Source organism: Bradyrhizobium sp. BRP20 (assembly GCF_020194215.1).
Lineage (GTDB): Bacteria > Pseudomonadota > Alphaproteobacteria > Rhizobiales > Xanthobacteraceae > Bradyrhizobium > Bradyrhizobium yuanmingense.
Genome location: NZ_JADYVY010000001.1, coordinates 346,425 through 363,333, shown reverse-complemented (window position 1 = coordinate 363,333; position 16,909 = coordinate 346,425). Strand labels below are relative to the sequence as shown.

General features: G+C 64.8%; 18 protein-coding genes. 11 read left to right on the top strand and 7 right to left on the bottom strand.

Features of this window, described 5'->3' with window-relative positions; genetic code table 11:
* The first annotated feature begins 30 nt into the window (after positions 1-30).
* Positions 31-813: an SDR family oxidoreductase gene (locus I6F33_RS01750; RefSeq protein ID WP_035997153.1), complete on the top strand. Its 783-nt coding sequence runs from the start codon at positions 31-33 to the stop codon at positions 811-813.
* Between the two features lie 161 nt (positions 814-974).
* Here the strand turns inward: I6F33_RS01750 and I6F33_RS01745 are convergent, their stop codons facing one another.
* A complete protein-coding gene (locus tag I6F33_RS01745) occupies positions 975-1,451 on the bottom strand; it encodes a DUF3775 domain-containing protein (RefSeq protein ID WP_035997316.1) in 477 nt (158 codons plus the stop codon).
* A 125-nt stretch (positions 1,452-1,576) separates the two neighbouring features.
* On the opposite strand from I6F33_RS01745, the gene I6F33_RS01740 reads away from it, so the two are divergent.
* The 6 genes from I6F33_RS01740 (at position 1,577) to I6F33_RS01715 (ending at position 7,868) form a co-directional block, all read left to right on the top strand.
* Entirely contained in the window at positions 1,577-2,425 is an 849-nt protein-coding gene (locus I6F33_RS01740) for an MBL fold metallo-hydrolase (RefSeq protein ID WP_036020963.1), read from the top strand.
* An 84-nt stretch (positions 2,426-2,509) separates the two neighbouring features.
* A complete protein-coding gene (locus tag I6F33_RS01735) occupies positions 2,510-3,352 on the top strand; it encodes a fumarylacetoacetate hydrolase family protein (RefSeq protein WP_035997147.1) in 843 nt (280 codons plus the stop codon).
* Positions 3,353-3,485: 133 nt separating this feature from the next.
* Positions 3,486-4,097 (top strand): glutathione S-transferase family protein, encoded by a 612-nt coding sequence (locus I6F33_RS01730; protein ID WP_035997146.1) that lies wholly within the window; start codon positions 3,486-3,488, stop codon positions 4,095-4,097.
* Positions 4,098-4,112: 15 nt separating this feature from the next.
* A complete protein-coding gene (locus I6F33_RS01725) occupies positions 4,113-4,979 on the top strand; it encodes an MBL fold metallo-hydrolase (protein WP_225140832.1) in 867 nt (288 codons plus the stop codon).
* 174 nt (positions 4,980-5,153) lie between these two features.
* A complete protein-coding gene (locus tag I6F33_RS01720) occupies positions 5,154-6,302 on the top strand; it encodes an alpha/beta hydrolase (protein ID WP_035997313.1) in 1,149 nt (382 codons plus the stop codon).
* A 93-nt stretch (positions 6,303-6,395) separates the two neighbouring features.
* On the top strand, positions 6,396-7,868 hold the full coding sequence (locus I6F33_RS01715; protein WP_225140831.1) for an amidase: 1,473 nt from the start codon (positions 6,396-6,398) through the stop codon (positions 7,866-7,868).
* 144 nt (positions 7,869-8,012) lie between these two features.
* Here I6F33_RS01715 and I6F33_RS01710 read toward each other — a convergent pair whose 3' ends face one another.
* The 3 genes from I6F33_RS01710 to I6F33_RS01700 are packed head-to-tail and all read right to left on the bottom strand — an operon-like array spanning position 8,013 to position 11,117.
* Positions 8,013-9,101: a Zn-dependent alcohol dehydrogenase gene (locus I6F33_RS01710; RefSeq protein WP_225140830.1), complete on the bottom strand. Its 1,089-nt coding sequence runs from the start codon at positions 9,099-9,101 to the stop codon at positions 8,013-8,015.
* Positions 9,102-9,145: 44 nt separating this feature from the next.
* Entirely contained in the window at positions 9,146-10,930 is a 1,785-nt protein-coding gene (locus tag I6F33_RS01705; RefSeq protein WP_225140829.1) for an acyl-CoA dehydrogenase family protein, read from the bottom strand.
* Complete coding sequence (locus I6F33_RS01700) at positions 10,914-11,117, bottom strand: hypothetical protein (protein WP_035997131.1); 204 nt, start codon at positions 11,115-11,117, stop codon at positions 10,914-10,916. The genes I6F33_RS01705 and I6F33_RS01700 overlap by 17 nt, the downstream gene beginning before the upstream one ends.
* Positions 11,118-11,151: 34 nt before the next feature.
* On the opposite strand from I6F33_RS01700, the gene I6F33_RS01695 reads away from it, so the two are divergent.
* On the top strand, positions 11,152-11,853 hold the full coding sequence (locus I6F33_RS01695) for an SDR family oxidoreductase (RefSeq protein ID WP_225140827.1): 702 nt from the start codon (positions 11,152-11,154) through the stop codon (positions 11,851-11,853).
* A gap of 123 nt (positions 11,854-11,976) precedes the next feature.
* Positions 11,977-12,807: an enoyl-CoA hydratase gene (locus I6F33_RS01690; protein WP_109142285.1), complete on the top strand. Its 831-nt coding sequence runs from the start codon at positions 11,977-11,979 to the stop codon at positions 12,805-12,807.
* Positions 12,808-12,988: 181 nt separating this feature from the next.
* Here I6F33_RS01690 and I6F33_RS01685 read toward each other — a convergent pair whose 3' ends face one another.
* Both I6F33_RS01685 and I6F33_RS01680 read right to left on the bottom strand, forming a co-directional pair.
* Positions 12,989-13,612: a GNAT family N-acetyltransferase gene (locus I6F33_RS01685; protein WP_225140825.1), complete on the bottom strand. Its 624-nt coding sequence runs from the start codon at positions 13,610-13,612 to the stop codon at positions 12,989-12,991.
* Between the two features lie 69 nt (positions 13,613-13,681).
* Entirely contained in the window at positions 13,682-13,885 is a 204-nt protein-coding gene (locus I6F33_RS01680) for a DUF1127 domain-containing protein (RefSeq protein WP_035997119.1), read from the bottom strand.
* Positions 13,886-13,995: 110 nt separating this feature from the next.
* Here I6F33_RS01680 and I6F33_RS01675 point away from each other — a divergent pair, with 110 nt between their 5' ends.
* Complete coding sequence (locus tag I6F33_RS01675) at positions 13,996-14,895, top strand: transcriptional regulator GcvA (RefSeq protein WP_036020936.1); 900 nt, start codon at positions 13,996-13,998, stop codon at positions 14,893-14,895.
* A 143-nt stretch (positions 14,896-15,038) separates the two neighbouring features.
* Complete coding sequence (locus I6F33_RS01670; protein ID WP_109142281.1) at positions 15,039-16,367, top strand: MFS transporter; 1,329 nt, start codon at positions 15,039-15,041, stop codon at positions 16,365-16,367.
* Positions 16,368-16,444: 77 nt separating this feature from the next.
* On the opposite strand, the gene I6F33_RS01665 is transcribed toward I6F33_RS01670, so the two are convergent.
* On the bottom strand, positions 16,445-16,858 hold the full coding sequence (locus I6F33_RS01665; protein WP_109142280.1) for a Rieske (2Fe-2S) protein: 414 nt from the start codon (positions 16,856-16,858) through the stop codon (positions 16,445-16,447).
* Positions 16,859-16,909 lie beyond the last annotated feature (51 nt).

Here is a 16,909-nt window from a genome sequence, read left to right as displayed (position 1 = left end):
AACCTGCCTGACATTTACGGGAGTGAAACAGTGGATCTTGGGATCAAAGGTCGCCGCGCCATCGTCTGTGCATCCAGCAAGGGCCTCGGGCGCGCCTGCGCCTTCTCGCTGGCGGAGGCCGGCGTTGACGTCACGCTGACCGCGCGCGGCGCTGATGCGCTGAAGAAGACCGCCGACGAGATCCGCAAGGCCTATCCCGACGTGACGGTCACCGAGATCGTCGGCGACATCACGACGCCGGCGGGCCGCGAGGCGGTGCTGAAGGCCTGCCCCGAGCCCGACATCCTGATCAACAATGCCGGCGGCCCGCCGCCCGGCGATTTCCGCAACTGGACCCGCGACGACTGGATCAAGGCGATCGACGCCAACATGCTGACCCCGATCGAGCTGATCAAGGCGACGGTCGACGGCATGATGGCACGCAAGTTCGGCCGCATCGTCAACATCACTTCGGCCGCGGTGAAGGCGCCGATCGACATTCTCGGCCTCTCCAATGGCGCGCGCGCCGGCCTCACCGGCTTCATCGCCGGCCTGTCGCGCAAGACGGTGATCAACAACGTCACCATCAACGGCTTGCTGCCGGGCCCGTTCGAGACCGATCGCCTGACCAGCACCGCGAAGGGCGAAGCCGACAAGCGCGGTGTCACACCGCAGCAGATCCTGGCCGAGCGCGCCAAGCTCAACCCCGCGGGGCGCTTCGGTCAGCCCGACGAATTCGGCTATGCCTGCGCCTTCCTGTGCGGCGCCAAGGCCGGCTTCATCACCGGACAGAACATTCTGCTGGATGGTGGTGCGTTCCCGGGGACGCTGTAGTCGCGTTTGCAGATGTACTCCCTCGCCCCGTTCTTACGGGGGAGAGGGTTGGGGTGAGGGGCTCTCTCCGCAAAGCACGGTGACAGTCGGACTCGCGGAGACTCCCCCTCACCCGGCGCTTCGCGCCCACCTCTCCCCGCAAGCGGGGCGAGGTAAAATCATCACCGCTGCTTGGTCGGCTCGTCCTCATCCTGCTGGCTCGGAGCGGAGGAATCGGCGGTGGTGCGCTCATCGGTCCAGTCGATGCCGAATTCGTCGAGCCCGTTCGCGAGCAGATCGCCCAGCATGGGCTCGCCGAGCAGATAGTGCACCGTTTCGCGGCGTGGGCTGCCATATTCACGGCGCGCCTCCGACGCGCGGGCGCGCAGATCGTCCCAGTCATCGATCGTGCCATCGCCGCGTCCGAGCCAGGTCAGCGCGACGAGATCGAGCTGCTCGTCCTCGTTCAAGGCGATCATGAAGCTTCCGAGCTCCTGGACGACAGGATCGGAGCCATCGTCGTCGAGGACGTCCATCATATCGTCGTCGGCCGCGTTCGAGCCGGAGTCCGGATCAGAAGCCCCCTCCTTGACGTCGAATTCGCGCGCCTTCTCGATGATAAAGGCGACCTTTTCCGCGGAAATCGCAAGCTCTGGCATGGCGTCCTCTTCGGCTAGCATCCAGTTCCCCGCGATAACGCCACATCACCTCAGATGATCCATTGCGCCCGATGGCAGAAAACGTGCATGTTCCAGCGCAAGAGCAAGAAAATGGGAGGCGGCGGATGCAGTGGAAGGTCGGCAAGGTCAGGATCACGAAATTCGTCGAAATGGAGACGGTCGGCTCGACCCGCTTCATCCTGCCGGCAGCCACCCATGACGAGATCCAGAAGCTGCCCTGGCTGATCCCGCATTTCGCCACCGACGAAGGCCGGCTGAAAATGTCGATCCACTCGCTGGTGGTGGAGACGCCGACGCGCCGGATCGTGGTGGACACCGGCCTCGGCAACGACAAGCAAGGCCGCGGCGTCCCCACCTGGAACAACCGCAGCACGCCGTTCTTGGAGACCATGACCGCGGCGGGGTTTCCGCCTGACAGCATCGACACCGTGCTGTGCACGCATCTTCACGTCGACCATGTCGGCTGGAATACGCGGCTGGTTGACGGCCGATGGGTGCCGACGTTCCCGAAGGCGCGCTATGTTTTCGGCAGGACCGAATATGATCATTGGCGTGATTACACGGCCGAGCCGGACAAGGTCGCGGTGTTCAACGACTCCGTGAAGCCAGTGGTCGATGCCGGCCAAGCCGATCTGGTTCCGAGTGACCATCGGCTTTGCGAGGAGATCGAAATGATCCCAACTCCCGGTCACAGCCCGGGGCACATGAGCGTCCTGATCGAGTCCGACGGCGAGCAGGCGCTTCTGACCGGCGACGTTGCCCATCATCCCTGCCAGATGGCCCATCTCGACTGGTGCTCGACTGTGGATACTGATCCCGCGCGTTCGGCGGCAAGCCGGCATGCGGTGTTCTCGCGCTTTGCCGACACACCCACACTGGTGATCGGCGGTCATTATTCCGCCGGACATATCAAGCGAGACGGCGACGCATTCAGGTTCGTGGCGCTGGGGTGATGCCCGTTTTGGGCGGTTGAATTTCCCGCCGCCCTGTTCCATGAAGCAGTTAACCGATCGGTCCATTCCCAGGGAGAAACGAGAATGAAGCTTGTTCGTTATGGCGAGAAGGGTGCGGAAAAGCCCGGCCTGATCGACAGATCCGGCCAGTTGCGCGACCTGTCGGCGCATCTGAAGGACCTCACCGGCGAGGCCTATTCGCCTGAATCCCTGAAGAAGCTGGCCGCGCTCGATCCCGCCTCGCTGCCCGCCGTCTCCGGCAAGCCCCGGTTCGGCGCCCCCGTCACCGGTATCTCGAAATTCGTCGCGATCGGCCTCAACTATTCCGACCATGCCAAGGAGACCGGCGCCGAGATCCCGAGCGAGCCGATCATCTTCATGAAGGCCAATACCTCGCTGTCGGGCCCGAATGATCCCGTCGAGAAGCCGCGCGGCTCGACCAAGCTCGACTGGGAGGTCGAGATCGCCGCCATCATCGGCACCCGCGCCAAATACGTCTCGGAAGCCGACGCGCTGAACCACGTCGCCGGCTATTGCGTCTGCAACGACGTCTCCGAGCGCGCTTTCCAGATCGAGCGCCTGGGCCAATGGACCAAGGGCAAGTCGCACGACACGTTCGGCCCGCTCGGGCCGTGGCTCGCCACCAAGGACGAGATCAAGGACGTGCAGAACCTGTCGATGTGGCTCGACGTCAACGGCCAGCGCCGCCAGACCGGCTCGACCAAGACCATGATCTTCTCAATGGCCAAGTGCATTTCCTATGTCTCGCAGTTCATGACGCTGCTGCCCGGCGACGTCATCACCACGGGCACGCCGCCCGGCGTCGGCCTCGGCATGAAGCCGCCGACCTTCCTCAATGTCGGCGACGTCGTCACGCTCGGCATCGAAGGCCTCGGCGAGCAGCGCCAGGAGATCGTGGCGGCGTAAGCCTCCGCCCTCTCGCCGTCATTGCGAGCGAAGCGAAGCAATCCAGAATCCCTCCGCGGCAACACTCTGGATTGCTTCGTCGCTTCGCTCCTCGCAATGACGAAACAAAACGTTCATTTGTGGGATACTCTCCATGAAGCTCACCTTCTCCCCCGCCTCGCCCTTTGCCCGCAAGGTGCGCATCGCTGCGATCGAGCTCGGGCTGATCGACAAGATCGAGCTCGTGCCCGCGAGCGTCACGCCGGGCACCGCCAACGAGGATTATTCGAAGATCACGCCGCTGAAGAAGCTGCCGGTGCTGATCACCAATGACGGCGACGTGATCCTGGATTCCTATGTCATCGTCGAATATCTCAACGAGATCGCCGGCGGCAGCCTGATCCCGGATTACGGCCCGCGGCGCTGGAAAGCCAAGACCAATCACTCGCTGATCAACGGCATGCTCGATTCCATGCTGCTGTGCCGCTACGAGAAGATGGTGCGGCCGCAGGGCCTGCAATGGCAGGCTTGGTCGGACGACCACTGGAACAGGGCCTGGACCGGCATGGCGCGCTTCGAGAACATGCCTGACGTGCTGAACGGCCCGTTCGACATCTCGCAGATCGGCCTCGTTTGCGTGCTCGGCTATGCCGACTTCCGCTTCGCCGATTGCGGCTGGCGCAAGGCCTATCCGAAGCTCGACGCCTTCCACCAGAAGATGCTGGAGCGGCCCTCGGTGAAGATCTCGGTGCCGCCACCTGCATAGAGTTCAGGAGTTCTCATGAGCCTCAGATTCTCGGTCGGCGATCTCACCATCCATCGCGTCATCGAGCAGGAGACCTCGTTCGTCCCGGCGCTTGAGATGCTGCCGGGGCTGACGGCCGAGGTGCTGGCCGAGAACCGGGCGTGGATGCGCGAGGCGAAGGCGCTGGACGAAGAGGACGTGCTGCTGCTGTGCTTCCAGTCCTACGTGGTGAAGACGCCGCACCACACCATCCTGGTCGACAGCTGCATCGGCAACGACAAGCCGCGGCCGCGGCCGAAATGGAACATGAAGACCGACGACACCTATTTGCGCGGCCTCGGCGCCGCGGGGTTTTCGGTCGACGACATCGACTTTGTGATGTGCACGCATCTGCATGTCGACCATGTCGGCTGGAATACGCGGTTGGAGAACGGCCGCTGGGTGCCGACCTTCCCCAAGGCGCGCTATTTGTTCGCCAAGCAGGAATTCGATCACTGGTCCGCGCAGAACGAGAAGACGGAGATCCCGCCCTTCGTCGACAGCGTGTTGCCGGTGGTCGAGGCCAACAGGCACGAGCTCGTCGGCAACGACCACGAGATCGGCGACCACGTCCGCATCCTGCCGACACCTGGCCATACGCCGGGCCATATCGCCATCACGATGGGCCGCGGCAAGGACGATGCGGTGTTCTCGGGCGATCTCATCCACTCACCGCTGCAGACGCTCTATCCGGAGCTGTCGATCAAGTTCGACGTCGATTCGGCCGAAGCCGCGAAAACGCGCCGCAGCTTCCTGGAACGCTATTGCGACACCGACACGCTGTGCTGCACCGCGCATTTCCCCTCGCCGTCGGTCGGGAAGATCAGGCGCAAGGGCAACGCGTTCGAATGTGTGGCGGTTTAGTCTGGCTGTCGTAGGGTGGGTTAGCTCTGCGGCTGCGCGAAGCGCAGACGCCGAGCGTAACCCACCACTTCTGCCTCCGCGGAGAATAAAGACGTGGGTTACGCCGCGCGGCTTGCGCTTCGCGCAATCCCCGGGGCTAACCCACCCTACGATACTGCCCGTGTGGAGAATACGATGACCGCGCTCCCCGACATCCCCCTGCCCGCCGGCATCCGCTCGCGTCACGTCGAGGGCATCAACGGCTTGCGGATGCATGTGCTGGAGGCCGGATTCGAGACCAAAGGACGGCCTTGCATCCTGCTGCTACACGGCTTTCCCGAGCTCGCCTTCTCCTGGCGCAAGGTGATGCCGGCGCTCAGCGCGGCCGGCTACCACGTGATCGCACCGGACCAGCGCGGCTACGGGCGCACCACGGGATGGACCGCGGAGTACGATGGCCCTCTCGCGCCGTTCTCGCTCCTCAATCTCGTGCGCGATGCGCTCGGCCTGGTGTCGGCGTTCGGCTACAGGCAGGTCGACGTGGTCGGGCATGATTTCGGAAGCCCGGTCGCGGCCTGGTGCGCCTTGATCCGGCCCGACGTGTTTCGTTCGGTGACGATGATGAGCGCGCCGTTCGGCGGTCCACCGGCGCTGCCGTTCGGCACGGTCGACAATCCGGCAAAGCCCGCGGTGGAAGACCCGGTGCATCGCGAGCTCGCCGCGCTGCCGCGGCCACGCAAGCACTATCAATGGTATTATTCGACACGGGAAGCCAATGCCCACATGCAGCAGGCACCGCAGGGCGTGCATGATTTCCTGCGCGCCTATTATCATCACAAGAGCGCGGACTGGATCGACAACAAGCCCTATCCGCTGCAAGCATGGTCGGCGCAGGAGCTGGCGAAGCTGCCGACCTATTACGTGATGGACTTGCATGAGACCATGGCCGAGACGGTCGCGAAGGAAATGCCCTCGCCGGCCGCGATCGCCGCGAACCAATGGCTGCCGGATAGCGACCTTGCCTATTACAGCGCCGAATACAGCCGCACCGGATTTCAGGGCGGGCTGCAATGGTACCGCTACGGCACGTCGGGCACACTCAACAACGAGATGCAGCTGTTTGCCGGCCGCAGCATCGATGTGCCCTCCTGCTTCATCTCGGGCAAGCAGGATTGGGGCACCTATCAACGGGCCGGCGCTTTCGAGACAATGCAGCGCAGCGCGTGCACGAAGATGCTCGGCTGCCATCTCGTCGACGGCGCAGGCCATTGGGTCCAGCAGGAGCAGCCGGCCGCGGTGAGCAGGTTGCTGCTCGACTTCCTCGCCAAGGCGGGCGTGGCCTGATTTGACCGGGAACCACAATCTCCATCAAACAGCCGTTGCGAGATTCGGCCAGACTGCGCATCATCTTCGAGCAATCAGAGCGGGAGAAGCGCCGTGGCCGGATCGGAATGGAGTTTCAGGAGTGCGGTCGAATTGTCGGCCGCGTTGCGCGCGAAGAAGGTCTCGGCGGTCGAGCTGACGCATGACGCGATGGCGCGTATCGAACGGCACGACGGCAGGATCAACGCGGTGTGCGTGCGCGATTTCGATCGCGCGCTCGTTGCGGCGCGCGAGGCGGATGCGGCGCTGGCACGCGGCGAGTGCAAGCCGCTGCTCGGCCTGCCCACGACGATCAAGGAATCCTTCAACATCGCAGGCCTGCCGACGACCTGGGGATTCGTGCCGCAGAAGGGCTTCAAGCCCGTGGAAGACGCGCTGGCGGTGACCCGCATCAAGCAGGCCGGCGGCGTGATCCTCGGCAAGACCAACGTGCCGGTCGGCCTCGGCGACTGGCAGAGCTACAACGACATCTACGGCACCACCAACAACCCCTACGATCTCGGCCGCACGCCGGGCGGTTCGTCCGGGGGATCGGCGGCAGCCCTCGCCGCAGGCTATTGCGCGCTCGCCACCGGCTCGGACATCGGCGGCTCCCTGCGTGTGCCGGCATTTCATTGCGGCGTGTTCGCGCACAAGCCGACCCTCAATCTCTGCGCGGCGCGCGGCGAGACCCCGCCGCCGTTTCCAGCCATTCCGCGCGAGGGCGACCTCGCCGTCATCGGGCCGATGGCGCGCAATGCGGCGGATCTGTCCTTGCTGCTCGACGTCATGGCGGGACCCGATCCTCTCGACATCGGTATCGCCTACAAGCTCGATTTGCCGGCCGCGCGGCATCAGTCGCTGCGGGATTTTCGTATCCTGGTGATCGACAGCCATCCTCTGCTGCCGAGCGACCGGGATGTCCGCAGCGCAATCGACAAGCTCGCAATCGATCTTGCGAAGGCCGGCGTCACCGTCGCACGCGAGAGCGCGCTGCTCCCGGACTTCGCGGAGACGTCCCGGCTTTACATGCGCATGCTGCTGGGTTTCCTCGGCGCGTTCCTACCTCCCGACGAGCTGGCGGATGCGCAGGCGCGGGCGAGCCAGCTGTCACCGGAGGACACCAGCCTTGACGCGGAGCGGCTGCGCGGCATCACCGCGAGCCACCGCGCCTGGGTCCTCGACGCAGGGACCCGCGCCGTGCTCCGCGCGCAATGGCGGGCGTTGTTCAAGAGCTTCGACGCGGTGATCTGCCCGATCATGCCGACGCCGGCCTTTCCGCACGATCATTCGCCGGAACAACGCCTGCGAACGATCAGCATCGACGGCAAGGATTACCCCTATTCCGACCAGCTCGCCTGGCCGGGCATCGCAACGCTTCCGGGCCTGCCAGCGACGGCCGTTCCGCTCGGCCTGTCGAAACACGGTCTGCCTGTGGGTGTGCAGATCGTCGGTCCCTTCCTCGAGGACAGGACGCCGCTCAAGCTCGCCGAGCTGATCGAGCGCGAGTTCGGCGGCTTCGTGCCGCCGAAGATGTTCGACGATTGATGCTTCGAAGTCCTGTAGCCCGGATGGAGCGAAGCGAAATCCGGGACAGCCGATCCGCGACAAAGATCCCGGATTGCGCTTCGCTCCATCCGGGCTACGAACTGTCATGCCCGGCTTGACCGGGCGATGACACCGTAACGGCCGCTAGCTATCGAACACGATCACGCTGCGTAGCGTCTTGCCTGCCTTCATGTTGGCAAAACCCTCGTTGATCTCGGAGAGCTTCAGCTTGGCCGAGATCCAGTCTTCCAGATGCAGCCAGCCGCGCAAATAGAAGTCGACCAGGCGCGGCATGTCGACCCGAAAGTGGTTCGAGCCCATCGAGGAGCCCTGGATCTTGCGCTCGCGCAGAAAGTCGAAGCCGTGCAGCTCGATCTTCTGCCCAAACGGGATCATGCCGACGATGGTGGCGGTGCCGCCGGAGGCGAGCATCGCAAAAGCCTGCTCGGCCGTCTCCTTGCGGCCGAGCACCTCGAAGGAATGGTGCACGCCGCCATTGGTGAGGTCGCGGACCTGCTTGACGACATCGCCGTCGGCCGGGTTGATGATGTCGGTCGCGCCAAGCTTGGTCGCGAGCTGGAGTTTTGCGGGATTGGTATCGATGGCGATGATACGGCCGGCGCCGGCGATCTGCGCGCCGTTGATCGCGGCCATGCCGACGCCGCCGCAGCCGATCACCGCCACGGTCTCGCCGGCCGTCACCTTCGCCGTGTTCACCACCGCGCCATAGCCGGTGATGACACCGCAGCCGATCAGCGCGGCGAGATCGAGCGGCATGTCCTTGCGGATCTTCACGATGGCATTCTCGTGCACCAGCATCTGCTCGGCGAAGGAGGAGAGATTGAGGAATTGGTGCAGCTTCTCCGGCTTCGACCACTGCATCCGGTTCGAGACGCCCGGCAGCATCTTCACCGTCGCGTCGGTGCAGAGCACGGTGCGGCCGGTGGTGCAATTGTCGCAGGTGCCGCAGAAGACGGAGAGACATGTGACGACATGGTCGCCGGGCTTCACATAGGTGACATCGGAGCCGACCTGCTCGACCACGCCGGCGGATTCGTGCCCGAGCACGGCAGGCAGCGGATGCGGATAGAGCCCTTCCATGAAATGCAGGTCGGAGTGGCAGAGGCCGGCGACGGCGGTCCGGATCAGCACCTCGCGCGGTCCCGGCTTCGGCAGGCTGATGTCCTCGATGACGAGCGGCTGATTGACTTCATAGAGGACGGCGGCCTTCATCGAACACTCCCTATCGCGCTTTTTGTTTGATCGCAGCGCGCAGCCTACGCTGCCAGAACCAGTTCGCCAACCTCGCTCATGCCGGCTGCGCGATCGCCAAGCAGCAGTTCGGCCATCTTCGCCTGCGCGGCATTTTCCGTGAGCCGGAACGGATCGCTCGGCGTCACGCGGTGGTCGATCACGAGGCGCGACAGCAGCAGCCGGCGTGCATCGCCGCGCATCTCGTGAATGCGGTGTGCTTCCCAGGCGAACGCGACCGCGCTGGCGACGTGATAGAGCGCGCTGGTGGCGCGGCGCGCATCGGCTTCGTTCTCGGATTTGGCCGCGACTTCACGTGCGAAGCCGACGGCGCGGTCGGTGAGGCCACGCAGATGATCGCGCCAGGCCTGCGGTACCGAGCCACTGTCGTCGAGCCGGGCGTGCAGATCGGCCGCGAGCGCGGATTCCGCGCCGTGGCGGCCTACTGCGCGGCGGAGCGCATCGATCGCGACGATGTTGCCGGTGCCTTCCCAGACCGAGCCGAGATGCGCATCGCGCAACAGGCGGGCGGTGGCGAATTCCTCGATATAGCCGATGCCGCCGCGCATCTCGAGCGCATCGCCGCAAACCTTGCGCGCATCGCGCGTGGCGCGGAACTTCAGCGTCGGCGTGAGAATGCGCAGCAGCGCCGCGGCATCCTGGCTGCCGGCCTCGGCACGGTCGAGGGCATCAGCAGTGAGGAAGCTCATCGACAGGCCCTGCTCCACCGGCAGCATGATCTTCAGCATTTGTCGCCGCCCCAGCGGCAGATCGATAATGCGCTGGCCGAACACGACGCGGTTGGTCGCCACCGTCATCGCGTCATGATAAGCGCGGCGCATCAGCGCGGTGGACTTGACGCCGTTGGAGAGCCGCGAGGAGTTCACCATCTCGGCCATCTGCACGAAACCGCGGTCAAGCTTGCCGACAGCGTAGGCGATCGCGCCTTCAAGCTTGATCTCGCCAGAGGCCATCGAGCGGGTGCCGAGCTTGTCCTTGAGGCGCACGATCCGGTAGTGGTTCTGCGAACCGTCGTCGAGGAAGCGCGGCATCAAAAACAGGCCGACGCCGCGCGTACCGGGGCCGGCGCCTTCAGGGCGCGCCAACAGCATCACGACCTTGGCGTCGGCATTCGAGCAGAACCATTTCTCGCCATAGAGGCGCCAATGGTCGCCTTCCTGCACGGCTCGCGTGGTCAGCGTGCCGACATCGGAGCCGCCTTCCTTCTCGGTCATGAACTGGCCGCCCTGGGTCAGCTTGCTCATGTCGGTCGAGGTCAGGCCATCCAGATATTTCGCCTTGAGCGCCTCGCTGCCGAAATTCGCCAAGAGCTTGGCGCAGCCATCGGTGACGTTGATCGGGCAGCCCATGCCGAATTCGGTCTGGTTGAACAGGAAGGTGAAGGCGTGCTTGGCCACAACAGGGTATTTGTCCGACCAGCCCATGATGCCTTTGCGGATTGAAAGCGCGTGGATGCCGAACTCGCCGAACGCGGCGTTCTCCAGCTCGCGATAGGCCGGATGATATTCGATCCATTGCACGTCGCGGCCGAACTTGTCGCGCTGGTGCAGGATGGGCGTGTGCCGGTCGGCGAGCCGCGCGCATTCGTCGAGATGGCCGCCGGCGAGCTCACCGAGCCGGTCGAGATGCGGCTCGATGTGTCGGAACAGATTCTCCGGCAGATGGATGCGGAGCAGGTCCCTGAGCGCGGGATCGGCGCGGTAGAAATTCATGCCCGACGTATCGGGCGCCAGCAGGCCGGAGGGTGCGGCCGCGATATCTTTTGGCTGCGCTTTAACCGGTCCGGGCATGATCGTCCTCTTCGTTTCCGTCCGACGGCAATTCTTTGCGCTTGCCGCTTTGGATGATGTCGATCATGCTCCAGTCGCGGACAGCGATAAAGCCGCAAAATGTCAGGGCGGCATGATCGCCGCGAGGGAGCAACTCGCCCTGCGGAATTGTGATCGCGCCGGCTGGTTGTCTGCGCGGACCATGCATAGATCAGCGGCTCCTACCTCCGAGAGATCACGCCATGGAACACCCGAAGTACAAGATCGCCCTCATCGTCGGTGCCGGCGAAGGCCTCAGCGCATCGCTGGCGCGCCTGCTAGCGGCGCAGGGCATCCGCATCGCGCTCGCCGCACGCAAGATCGAGAAGCTTGGCGCGCTCTGCACCGAGACCGGGGCCAAGGCCTATGCCTGCAACGCCACCGAGCCCGACGAGGTGGAGCGGCTGTTCGGTCTGGTCGAGCGCGAGATCGGCACGCCCGACCTCGTCGTCTACAACGCCTCCGGCCGCACGCGCGGGCCGTTCGTCGATCTCGTGCCGGCCGACGTCGCGCAGGCGATTGCGGTCAGCGCCTATGGCGGCTTCCTGGTGGCGCAGCAGGCCGCCAAGCGCATGCTGCCGAACCAGCACGGCGCGATCCTGTTCACCGGCGCCTCCGCCAGCGTCAAGGGCTATGCGCAGTCCGCTCCCTTCGCCATGGGCAAGTTCGCGCTGCGGGGCCTTGCCCAGAGCATGGCGCGCGAACTCTCGCCGCAGGGCATCCATGTCGCGCATTTCGTCATCGACGGCGGCATCAGGAGCGCCGCGCGGACGGATCCGGCGGACAAGCCGGACTCGATGCTCGATCCCGACGCAATCGCACAGAGCTATTGGAACGTGCTGCAGCAGCCGCGCAGCGCCTGGAGCTGGGAGCTGGAGCTGCGGCCCTGGGTGGAGAGGTTTTGAGGGCAAGCTGACAACAATACCCGTCATTGCGAGGAGCGAAGCGACGAAGCAATCCAGACTGTCTCCGCCGAAAGATTCTGGATTGCTTCGCTTCGCTCGCAATGACGAAGGAAGGGAGAAACCATGACCACGGAAACCACCATCGATACCGGCACGAATGAGCTCCTCTGCACGATCCGCGACCGCGTCGCTGTGATCACACTCAACCGGCCGGAGGCGCGCAATTCGCTGTCGGACGCGCTGACGCCGGCGCTGCGCACGATGATCCGGAGCTGCGGCGAGAATCCCGATGTCGGCGCGCTGCTGCTGACCGGCGCGGGCGAAGCCTTCTGCGCCGGCGGCAACGTCAAGGGCATGGGTGCGCATCGCGACAAGGCGAAGCTCGACATGTCCTTTGACGACAAGGTCGCCGACCTGCAGGAGCGGCAGCGGCTGCTCACCGGCGCGCTGGTGTCTGTGCGCAAGCCGACGATCGCTGCGCTGCCCGGCCCCGCGGTCGGCGCCGGGCTCGCCATCGCCATGGCCTGCGACATCCGCATCGCCGCGCAATCCGCCTTCGTCGCCACCGGCTATGCCCGCATCGCGCTCAGCGGCGATTATGGCATCGCCTGGTTGCTCACTCGGCTGGTCGGCACCGCGCGGGCGCGCGAATTGATGTTCACCGGCGAGCGCGTCGATGCCGCGCGCGCCGAGGCGATCGGCCTCGTCAACCGCGTCGTGCCCGACGACAAATTGCAGACCGAGGCGTTCGCACTGGCCAAATCGCTCGCCGAAGGCCCGCGCCTCGCGCTCCGCTACATGAAGGACAATCTCGACGAGGCCCTGCTGTTCGACTTCGAAACCGCGCGCGACCACGAAGCCGAGCGGCTGGTCCGCCTCACCACGACCGCCGACCACAAGGAGGCCGTGCAGGCCTTCATCGACAAGCGCAAGGCGGTGTTCACGGGGAAGTAGCTCCGACACAAGCGCCGTCATTCCGGGGCGATGCGCAGCATCGAACCCGGAATCCATTGGGCCGCAAAACGCGCGGTGAAATGGATTCCGGGTTCGCGCTACGCGCGCCCCGGAATGACGAGGGGAGATAGAGCGCAAAAAAAGCCCGGCTCTGGCTTGGCCAGGCCGGGCTGCAGTCATGTCAGGCCGAGGCTGAGGGGCTGTCGGCCTGACGGGAAAGGGCGGCGAGGCGCCAGCTCGCGCAGGGAATGTCTTTCGGTTCGACACTGATCTCCTTGTCGAAGCGCACCAGCTTCCAGTCATCAGGGTGGTTGACGAACGTGAAGCCGGATTTGCGCGCGAGCGAGACCATGGTCTCGTTGGCGCGCAGCGTGTCGCCGAACATGTGCTCGGCGCCGAGCGCGGCCGCGCGGCATTCGAGATTCTTCATCAGCGCGGTGGCGATGCCGTGGCCCTGCCAGCGGTCATCGACCGAGAGGCCGAACTCGAGCGTCGCGGTCTCGGCGTGGAAGGCATAGCGGGCTTCGGCCACGATGGTCTCGAAGCCGTCGACCATCATGGTCGCCACGATTGTGAAGCGTTCGCGCTCGCCGACGTCGAGGAAATCGTGCAGCAGGCCCTTCGGCAACTCGCTGATCGCGCCGAAGAAGCGGTTGTAGCGGGAGCGGGTCGAGAGCGAGCGGAAATAGTGCTGCAGCTCATCGGTGTCGCGCGGCTCGACGAAGCGGACATTGAGCCGCTCACCGTGCCTTGTGCGCAGCACGTCCGAATATTGCTTGAGGTCTTCGAGGCGAAGCGAGCTCATGACACATGCCCAGCGGAAAAGGGGACCGCCGGCGCCCCTGTGCTCAGGCGGCGCCGGCCTGGCGGCCTATCAGGCCCGCCAGAAGGGTTTGTCGGCCTCGTAGGCAATGTCGGACCAGGACAGCCCGACGTCCTGGAGATCGCGGGCAGTCCAGTGGGTCAGCTCGCGCCGGGTCCGGTAGCGCTCGTGCCAGACGTGAAGGACCTCGCCGATCTGGTAGAGGACGCCCTGTGCATGATGATTTGTCATCGAATTGTCGGTCAATGTAGACATTTTCAGCTCCTGGAGCTAAGTTGACCGCTAATATCTGCCTTCTGCTGCGCCGCGACAAACGACAATTTGTACCTTTTCGCATGAAATAACGTCATGCATCCTGCTGCCAAATGACTGCCAGATTGCCCTCCCTGAACGGATTGCGGGCGTTCGAGGCCGCCGCGCGCCATCTCAGCTTCACGCTCGCAGCCAGCGAGCTGAACGTGACCCAGACCGCGATCAGCCATCAGATCCGCAGGCTGGAGGAGGAGCTCGGCATCCGCCTGTTCATCCGGCAGAACCGCGCGCTGGCGCTGACGCCGGAGGCGCGCGACTATTTGCCGGGCGTCCGCGCCGCCTTCAATGATTTGCGCCTCGCCACGGACCGTCTCCTGCGCAAGGACGACGACAAGGTGCTGACAGTGTCGACGCTGGCCTCGCTCGCCGCCAAATGGCTGCTGCCGCGGCTGACCGATTTCCAGGAGCAGCACCCCGGCATCGATGTGCGCATCACCACCTCGACCAGCCTCGTCGACTTCCAGCGCGACAATGTCGATGCCGCGATCCGCTATGGTCGCGGCCAATGGCCCGGCCTGCGCGCCGACTGGCTGATGGCGGACGAGCTGTTTCCGGTGTGCAGCCCGTCGCTGCTGCGCGGCGACAAGCCGCTGCGCCGCCCCGAGGATCTGCGCAACCATCCGCTGCTGCACACGTCGAGCACCAACAGCGACGACTGGCGGCTGTGGCTGACCGCGGCGGGCCTGCCGGCCGATATCGCAAGGCACCCCGGCATCACCTTCGACATGATCTTCATGACCATCCAGGCCGCCATCGACGGCATCGGCGTCGCGATGGGACGGACCTCCTATGTGCAGGACGACATCGCCAAGGGCCGGCTCGTGGTCCCCTTCAAGATCGCGCTGCCGGCGGACGCCGGCTTTTACCTGGTCTCGCCCGAGGGCCGTCGTGAGGCGCCAAAGTTGGTCGCTTTTCGCGACTGGATGATCGCTGCAGCGCAAAATAAAGCCTGAAAATTCATCAGCTTCCCCGGCGAAATCGGTTGACTCGCCTCGCCCCGCGCGGGAAGGGGTATGGCAGATTGTCGCAGCATCAATCTGTCGCCTTGCCGAGAGAACGATTCTCGGCCGGCCACGCCTTCCAAGGGGAGAACGCCATGGCTGGATCAGCCGCATCGACCAATCCACCCGCAATCAAATCGCGCATCGGCGCCATCCTGCGCGCGACCTCGGGCAATTTCCTCGAGCAGTTCGACTTCTTCCTGTTCGGCTTCTATGCCGCCGCGATCGGCAAGGCGTTCTTCCCCTCCACCAACGAGACGGCCTCGCTACTCAACACGTTCGGCGTGTTCTGGCTCGGCGCTCTCATGCGTCCCGTCGGCGCGATCGTGCTCGGCGCCTATATCGACCGCATCGGCCGCCGCCAAGGCCTGATCGTCACGCTCGGCATCATGGCCTTCGGCACCGTCGTCATCGCGTTCTGCCCGAGCTACGCGACCATCGGCATCGCCGCGCCGGTCATCGTGCTGATCGGCCGGTTGCTGCAGGGCTTCTCGGCAGGCGTCGAGCTCGGGGGCGTGTCGGTGTACCTCGCCGAAATTGCAACGCCCGGCAATCGCGGCTTCTACACCTCGTTCCAATCCGCGAGCCAGCAGGTCGCGATCTTCGTGGCCTCGATCCTCGGCTTCATTCTTTCCGAGGTGATGCCGGCCGACACGGTGGCCGCCTGGGGCTGGCGCATTCCCTTCTTCGTCGGTTGCCTGATTATTCCGCTGATCTTCGTCCTGCGGCGGACGCTGGAGGAGACACCAGCCTTCCTCGCGATGAGAAAGCATCCGACGACGCGCGAGGTGCTCGCCTCCGCCCTCGCCAACTGGCGCATCGTGGTGCTCGGCATGATGATCGCGATCCTGACCACGACGACGTTCTACTTCGTCACGGTGTACACGCCGACCTTCGGCAAGACCGTGCTGAAGCTGTCGACCCAGGATGCTCTGCTGGTCACGCTGCTGGTGGCGGTGAGCAACTTCGTCTGGAATCCGGTCGGCGGCGCGCTGTCCGATCGCATCGGCCGCAAGCCGGTACTGCTCGCCATCGCGGGCCTTTCGCTCATCACCGCCTATCCGGCGCTGCACTGGCTGGTGGCCGCGCCGACGTTCGGCAAGTTGCTCGCGGTCGAGATGATGTTCTCGTTCTATTTCGGCGTCTACAGCGGCACCATGCTCGGCGCACTCGTCGAGATCGTGCCGGCGCATGTGCGCACCACCTGCTTCTCGCTCGCCTTCGCGCTCGCCGCCGCCCTGTTCGGCACCTTCACGCCGTTCGCCTCGACCTGGCTGATCGAGCGCACCGGCGACAAGGCCGCGCCCGGCTTCTGGCTGATGTTCGCCGCCCTGCTCGGCATCATCGCGGCCTCGACGGTGTATCGCGGCGGCGGCACAGTGCCGGCCTATGATGCGGTGCCGGAGCCGGTGGCGGGCCGCTAGACGGTGTCATTTCGGGACGCGCACTCTCTTCACCTCTCCCCGTAAGAACGGGGCGAGGGGCGTACTGCCCGTGCCGCCTACAGCTCCACCACCACGTAATCGCTCTCGATCCTGACCGGAATCGTCTCGGCGACATACGGTCCCTTCACCACGCTCGCGCCCGGCTCGACATGGGCGGGATAGGCCTTCACGCGGAAACGGCGGGGGTCGCAATAGGATTGGCCGGTGCGGATGTCGAACTCCCAGCCGTGCCAGGGGCAGCGGATGATCTCACCTAACTTGGTGTATTCGATCTCGCCGGGATTGCTCGACTGTGCGAGACCGATCAATGGCCCCTCGCATAGCGCCGCGCCCTGATGTGGGCAGCGGTTCATCAGGCCGAAATATTCGCCCTTGATGTTGAAGACTGCGATCGGCCGCCCGTCGATCTCCAGGAATTTTCGTGTGCCGGGCGGAAGCTCGTCGACCGCGGCAATCACATGCCGCGCCATGCTATGTTTTCCGCATGATCTGACCGAAAAACCGCTTCACACTTTTTCGGA